Source organism: Acidiphilium sp. PM, assembly GCF_000219295.1.
Taxonomy (GTDB): domain Bacteria; phylum Pseudomonadota; class Alphaproteobacteria; order Acetobacterales; family Acetobacteraceae; genus Acidiphilium; species Acidiphilium multivorum.
Window position 1 is genome coordinate 1 of sequence record NZ_AFPR01000248.1, and the last position, 6,624, is coordinate 6,624.

6 protein-coding genes are annotated in these 6,624 nt (G+C 69.5%); 4 read left to right on the forward strand and 2 right to left on the reverse strand.

What is annotated here, in order from left to right; genetic code table 11:
- Both APM_RS10660 and APM_RS10665 read right to left on the reverse strand, forming a co-directional pair.
- A partial coding sequence (locus tag APM_RS10660) for a dienelactone hydrolase family protein (protein WP_007423381.1) occupies positions 1 to 689 on the reverse strand: 689 nt, incomplete at its 3' end.
- A gap of 63 nt (positions 690 to 752) precedes the next feature.
- Complete coding sequence (locus APM_RS10665; RefSeq protein ID WP_007423382.1) at positions 753 to 1,883, reverse strand: type III PLP-dependent enzyme; 1,131 nt, start codon at positions 1,881 to 1,883, stop codon at positions 753 to 755.
- A 302-nt stretch (positions 1,884 to 2,185) separates the two neighbouring features.
- On the opposite strand from APM_RS10665, the gene APM_RS10670 reads away from it, so the two are divergent.
- From APM_RS10670 to APM_RS10685, 4 genes are all read left to right on the forward strand, one after another.
- On the forward strand, positions 2,186 to 2,905 hold the full coding sequence (locus tag APM_RS10670; RefSeq protein ID WP_007423383.1) for a response regulator: 720 nt from the start codon (positions 2,186 to 2,188) through the stop codon (positions 2,903 to 2,905).
- A complete protein-coding gene (locus tag APM_RS10675; RefSeq protein WP_007423384.1) occupies positions 2,902 to 4,266 on the forward strand; it encodes an ATP-binding protein in 1,365 nt (454 codons plus the stop codon). The genes APM_RS10670 and APM_RS10675 overlap by 4 nt, the downstream gene beginning before the upstream one ends.
- A gap of 387 nt (positions 4,267 to 4,653) precedes the next feature.
- The gene (locus APM_RS10680; RefSeq protein ID WP_007423385.1) at positions 4,654 to 5,955 is read left to right on the forward strand and encodes an MFS transporter; all 1,302 of its coding nucleotides are present in this window, start codon (positions 4,654 to 4,656) and stop codon (positions 5,953 to 5,955) included.
- A 67-nt stretch (positions 5,956 to 6,022) separates the two neighbouring features.
- Positions 6,023 to 6,624: xanthine dehydrogenase family protein subunit M (locus tag APM_RS10685; protein WP_007423386.1), on the forward strand; the 602-nt coding region annotated here is incomplete at its 3' end.

The window sequence follows — 6,624 nt, forward strand, 5'->3', positions numbered from 1 at the left end:
CGGCCATTGGCGATGGTGGCGGCGCGGCGGTCGAAATGCACGCCGTTGACGCGGGCGAAGGCGTGGTGGACGGCGGGATAGACATGCGAGGAGACCAGGGCGTTGCCCTTCGTCGCCGCCATCACCGCGTCGCGCGCGTCCTTCGGGGCGAACTCGTCGAGCTCGGCCATGTGCATCACCAGCTTGCGGCCGATGTTGCCGAATTCGGGGATCAGCTTGTCGAGCATGACGCCGTAATAGGAGATGTTCACGTCGGCGTCCGACCGCGTAGCCATCATCACCGCGAGGCGGCCGCCGAGGCAGAAGCCGACGGTGCCGACCTTGCCGTTGCAGCCCGGCAGGGCGCGGGCGGTGGCGAGGGTGGTCTTGAGATCCTCGATCCCCTTGTCCTGGTCGAAGCCGTTCATCAGTTCGAAGGCGCGCTTCCACTCGGCCTCGGACTTGTCGGTGAGGTCGACGCCCGGCTCCTGCCGCCAGAACAGGTCCGGCGCGATGGCGATGAAGCCCATCTCGGCGATTTCCTGGCAGGTCGCGCGGAGCGCGTCGTTCACGCCGAAGATTTCCTGGATCACCACCACCGCGCCGGTCGGCTTGACGGAGGGGGTGACGGTGTAGGCCTTGAACGCGCCCGAACCGTCGGCGGCCTTGATGTCGATGCTGCCGATGGTCGTCGTGATCTTGTCGGTCATGAGGCTCTCCCTGAGCGCTGGTTGCAACAACGCGCCGCCCGGACGCCGGGCGGCGCGACTGCGTCAGAGATAGTGTTCTTCCGGCGGGAGAAAACCGTTGAACCCCTGGCTCGCGTAACTTGTCACGTAGGCGCCGGTATCGTGGATCAGCACGCGGTCGCCGGCGGCGAGGGATGCGGGCAGCGGGCAGGGGGTTTCGCGGTACATCACATCCACGCCATCGCAGCTCGGCCCGGCGAGCACGGCGGGCGCGTCGGCGCCGGCGACGCCGGGGGCGGTGATGCGGTAGCGGATCGCCTCGCCCTCGGTTTCGGCGAGGCCGCCGAAACGGCCGAGATCGAGATAGACCCAGCGGCGGCCCTCATCCTCGTGCCGGGTGCAGGCGAGAACCACCTCGCTCACCGCAACGCCGGCATCGCCGACGATCGCGCGGCCGGGCTCGATCAGCAGGTCCGGCACGTTGTTGCCGAAGGCTTGGCGCACGGCATCCATGATCGCGGCGCCGAAATCGCCGAGCGGCGGGATGTCGTCGCGGTAGCGGGTGGGGAAGCCGCCGCCGAGATTGAGCAGCCGCAGGTCGATCCCGCGCGCCCGCAGGTCGGTGAACACGGCGGCGGCCTGGCCGATCGCGGTGCGCCAGGCGCCGACGCCGGTCTGCTGGCTGCCGACATGGAAGGACACGCCCCAGGGGATCAGGCCGCGTTCGGCGGCGCGGACCAGCAGGTCGCGCGCATGGGTGCCGCTGGTGCCGAACTTGCGCGAGAGCGGCCAGTCCGCCCCGTCCTGGCTGACGGCGAGGCGGCAATAGACTTTCGCGCCGGGCGCGGCCGCGGCGAGCTTGTCCAGCTCCTCGTCGGAATCGAAGGCGAAGAGATCGACGCCGCGCGCATGCGCCTCGGCGATGGCGGCGCGCTTCTTGACCGTGTTGCCGAAGCTGATCGCGGCGGGGGCGGCGCCGGCGGCGAGGCAGGCGCGGATTTCCTCGATGCTGGCGGCATCGAAGCGCGAGCCGAGGCCGACCAGGCGATCGAGCACCGGGGCGGCCGGATTGGCCTTCACCGCGTAGTAGATCGCGGCGTCCGGCAGGGCGGCGCGCAGGGCGGCGAAATTCGCCGCCACGCGATCGAGATCGACGAGGATGGCCGGCGTGGAGACCATGCCGGAATCGAGAAAACGGGCGAGCTTGGGGGTCATGACCCACTCCCTTCCCAGATCCATGGGCCCGGCGCTTGCGGCGCAGGGCGGGTTGCGAAACGGTCGAACGAACCAGCGACCAGACGAAACCGGCACGAATGCCGGGTTGTTGCCAGAACGCTTGACGTCGTTGCGTAACCCCCGACGGGAGGCAGAGGCACGTGCGTTGCTGCGTGGAGCGCGACATAGGGCCATCACCCCGGGGGCGCAAGTAAAATCTTGGACGCCGGGGCATGATCATTTTGCGTAAGGAAATGCAACGGTGCGCCCAAAGTGAAACGATCCCGGCTATTGTAACAGCCATGGACATCATGCCGCACATCCTCGTGGTCGACGATGACCGCGAAATCCGTGAACTGCTCGCCCGCTTTCTCGAACGCCAGCGCTTCCGCGTCACCGCCGTGCGGGATGCGCGCGAGGCGCGGCGGGCCTACCTCAACGGCCATTACCAGCTCGTCGTGCTCGATCTCATGCTGCCCGGCGAATCGGGGATCGATTTCGCCCGCTGGCTGCGCGGGGAATCGCAGGTGCCGATCATCATGCTCACGGCGCTGGGCGAGGAGCCGGACCGGATCATCGGCCTCGAACTCGGCGCCGACGACTATGTGACGAAGCCGTTCAACCCGCGCGAGCTGGTGGCGCGGATCCGCGCGGTGCTGCGCCGCGTCGGCGAGAACGAGACCCCGGGCCGCGAAAGCTCGGCGCGGCTCTACCGCTTCGCCGGGTGGGTGCTGGAGACGTCGCGGCGCCGGCTGCTCGACCCGCACGGGGTCGAGGTGCCGCTGACCGGCGGGGAATACGACCTGCTGCTCGCCCTGCTCGACCGGCCGAACCGGGTGCTGACCCGCGACATGCTGCTCGACCTGCTGCGCGGGCGGCAGGCGGGGCCGTTCGACCGGGCGATCGACGTCGCGATCTCGCGGCTGCGGCGCAAGCTCGAGGATGACGGGCGGCACGCGCAGATCATCAAGACGGTGCGCGGCGGCGGCTATGTGCTGGCGGCGCCGGTCGAGCGTTCATGACCCTCGGCCGGATCTGGGCACGGCTGAAATTCTGGCCTTCCAGCCTCGCCTGGCGCACCGGGCTCGTTCTGCTGCTCGGGTTTTCGCTGATCCAGGCCATCGGCCTCGGCGTTCATGTGCTCAACCAGATCGAGGTGAACGGGATCGTCGCCGAACGCGCGATCGCGACGCGGGACGGCGCGCTCTATCGCCCGGTGGTGAGCGCGCCGAAGCCGCTGCGGACGCAGATCGTGGCGGAGGCGAACGGCGTCGCCGGCGACCGGGTCAGCCTCGATCCGGTGCCGCCCTATTCCGGCACCTTCACCTTGCCGCTGCCGACCCGGCAGATCATCCAGGGTTCGCTGCTCGCCTTTCCGATGCCCGATTTCCTGCAGCCGAGGCAGGTGGTGATGCGGGGCACGACCGCGCCCTCGACCACGATCCTGAGCTTCGAGCTGCCGGATGGCGGCTGGCTGACGGTGCAGAGCCCGTTCCGGCCGCGCCCGCCCTGGGAACAGCCCGGCTTCGCGAGCGCCTTTCTGGTGATGTTCGCGCTCGGCGCGCTGCTGATCTTCTGGGGGGTGGTCAGGCTGACCGCGCCGGTCCGCACGCTGGCCGCCGCCGCCGAGCAGCTCGGGCGCGACATCGCCCATGCGCCGTCGCTGCCGGAGGGCGGGGCGACCGAGATCGCCACCGCGGCCATCGCGTTCAACACGATGGCCGCGCGCATCCGCCGCTTCGTCGAGGACCGGACCTTCCTGCTCACCGCCATCGGCCACGACCTGCGCACGCCGATCACCCGCCTCCGGCTGCGCGCCGAATTCCTCGACGACGACGCGCAGCGCGAGAAGATCCTCGCCGATCTCGACGAGCTGGAGGCGATGCTGACCTCGACCATCGCCTTCGGGCGCGACGTGGCGCAGACCGAGGCCTCGGTGCCGGTCGACCTCGCGATCCTGCTGCGCACCGTGATCGACGAGACGGCCGATATCGCCCCCGCCGCTTCGGCCAGGCTCGCCTATCAGGGGCCCGATCACATCACCATCCGCGGCCGGCCGCTCTCGCTCAAGCGCGCCTTCGCCAACCTGATCGGCAACGCGGTGAAATACGGCCAGTCGGCGCGGGTCTCGCTGCACCAGGCGGAGCGGCATACGCTGCGCGTCGATATCGAGGATGACGGGCCGGGCGTGCCGCCGGGCGAGCTGGAGCGGGTGTTCGAGCCGTTCCGCCGGCTGGAGACCAGCCGCAACCGCGAGACCGGCGGCTTGGGGCTCGGCCTCGCCATCGCCCGCAACGCGATCCGCGCGCATGGCGGCGACATCACGCTGGCGAACCGGCCGGGCGGCAAGGGGCTGATCGCCAGCGTGTATCTGCCCGAATGAACGCAGGCGCATCGCCGCGAGGCTGGATCTGGCGGCGGTGCGCCGGTTGAGGAAGATCGAGTAAAATACAGGGATATTTCCGCGCGTTCGCCGGGAATGACATGAATCCTGCGATTTTTTCTTGATCCGTGAGCTGACGCCTCCATATCTGGATCGAGACTGCAATCTCAGATGGTGCCCGTCGGGCGCCTGATTCATGAGTCGTCGCGTGTCCCGGTTGCGGGGGCGCGGCGGGCCGGGCGCCGCGACGAGGCGACCGGCGCCGTGATGGCGCGCTGGCGTCGTCCGGCCGCAACCCAAGACCCGACCGGTTTGTCCCGCGCCGCCCTCCGCCGGTGGGCGGCGATGCGTCGTTGCCGTTCGGGGAGAACGAAAGCGAGGCCTGACATGTCGCAACCCGCATCCGCCGCGCCCACGCGGCTCAAGAAACACCGCACCCTCTCGCTCGGCAATCTCAGCGCCGGCACGATCGGGAACGTGCTGGAATGGTACGATTTCGGCCTCTACGGCTATCTCGCGCCGATGATCGCCAGCCTGTTCTTCCCCTCGTCCGACAAGATCGCCTCGCTGCTCGGCGCCTATGGCGGGTTCGCCATCGGGTTCATGATGCGGCCGATCGGCGGGGTGATCTTCGGCCATCTCGGCGACCGGGTGGGGCGGCAGACGGTGCTGGTGACCTCGGTGGTGATGATGGGGCTGGCGACCACGGCGGTCGGGCTGTTGCCGACCTATCAGCAGATCGGCTTCTGGGCGCCGGTGCTGCTGCTGGCGGTGCGGCTGTTCCAGGGCCTGTCGGTGGGCGGGGAGTTCACCGGCTCGGTGTCGTATCTCGTGGAAACCGCGCCGGCCAACCGGCGGGGCTTCGCCGGCAGTTTCGCGAATTTCGGCTCGACCGGGGGCTATCTGCTCGCCGCCGGCTTCGCCGCGCTGACCACGCTGATGGCGGGCCATCATGCGGTGCAGGGCTGGGCCTGGCGCGTGCCGTTCCTCGCCGGCGGCGTGCTCGCGGTGCTGGCCTATCTGGTGCGTTCGCGGCTGACCGATACCGGATATGAGCCCGACAAGGCGGCGGAGGATGACGAACTGCCGATCCGCCAGGCGTTCCGCCGCAGCCCGAAGATCATGCTGCTGGCGATGCTGTTCACCTGGGGCTATGGCGTCGCGGATTATCTCACCCTCGTGTTCCTGCCGACCTTCGGGTCCAAGTTCGGCGCGATTTCCGACAGCCTGGCGCTGGAGATCGTGACCGTCACGCAGCTTTTCGTGCTGGTCCTGATCCCGCTGACCGGCTGGCTGACCGATCACTGGATCCTGCGCCGCTCCTGGCTGATCGGCAATTTCGGCGCGCTGCTGGTTCTGGCGCTGCCCTTCTTCGCGATGGCGCAGGGGGCGTTGACGCCCTTCGCCATCGCCCAGGTGGTCTCGGGCCTGATGCTCGGCTCGATCATGGGCGTCGCCCCGGCGATGCTCTCCGAGCAGTTCCGCTCTGAATACCGGCTGTCGGGCTATTCGCTGGCGTTCAATGTCGGGCTCGGGATCGGCGGCGGCACGGCGCCGCTGATCGCCACCGCGCTGATCGGGCTGACCGGAGTGAAGCTCGCCGCCGGCGCCTATCTGCTGGTCGGCTGCGCGATGTCGGTGGTCGCGCTGTGGATGCTGAAGGACCGCGGCCGCCAGCCCCTGAGGTGAGCGCGGTGCGGCGGCGGGGCGATTGACGGGCCCGCCGCGATCGGACAGGTTTCGGGCGAGGAATGTCATGAAACCTGCTCCATTCGATTACGTCCGTGCCGGGTCGGTCGCCGAGGCGGTCGGGCTGCTCGCCGCCCATGAGGGGGCGAAGCTCCTCGCCGGCGGGCAGAGCCTGCTGCCGGCGCTGAACTTCCGGCTGTCGGCGCCGGGCCTGCTGGTCGATATCGGCCGGATCGCGGACCTGCGGCGCATCGACGTCACCGCGACGATGCTGCGGATCGGCGCCGGCTGCACCCATGCGACGCTGCTCGACGCACCCGAGATCGCCGCCCATGCGCCGCTGATCGCGACCGCGCTCGCCCATGTCGCGCATCCGGCGATCCGCTCGCGGGGGACGATCGGCGGCAGCCTCGCCAATGCCGATCCGGCGGCGGAACTGCCGGCCTGCATGCTGGCGCTCGATGCGACGATCATCGCCGAGGGGCAGGCGGGCGCGCGGCGGATCGCGGCGGCGGATTTTTTCACCGGCCTGTTCGAAACCGCGCTGGAACCGGGGGAGATTCTGACCGCGGTGGAGATTCCGCTGGTGCCGGGGCGGCGGTATGGCTTCGCGGAGCTGGCGCGGCGGCATGGGGATTACGCGCTGGTCGGGCTTGCCGCCGCGGCGGA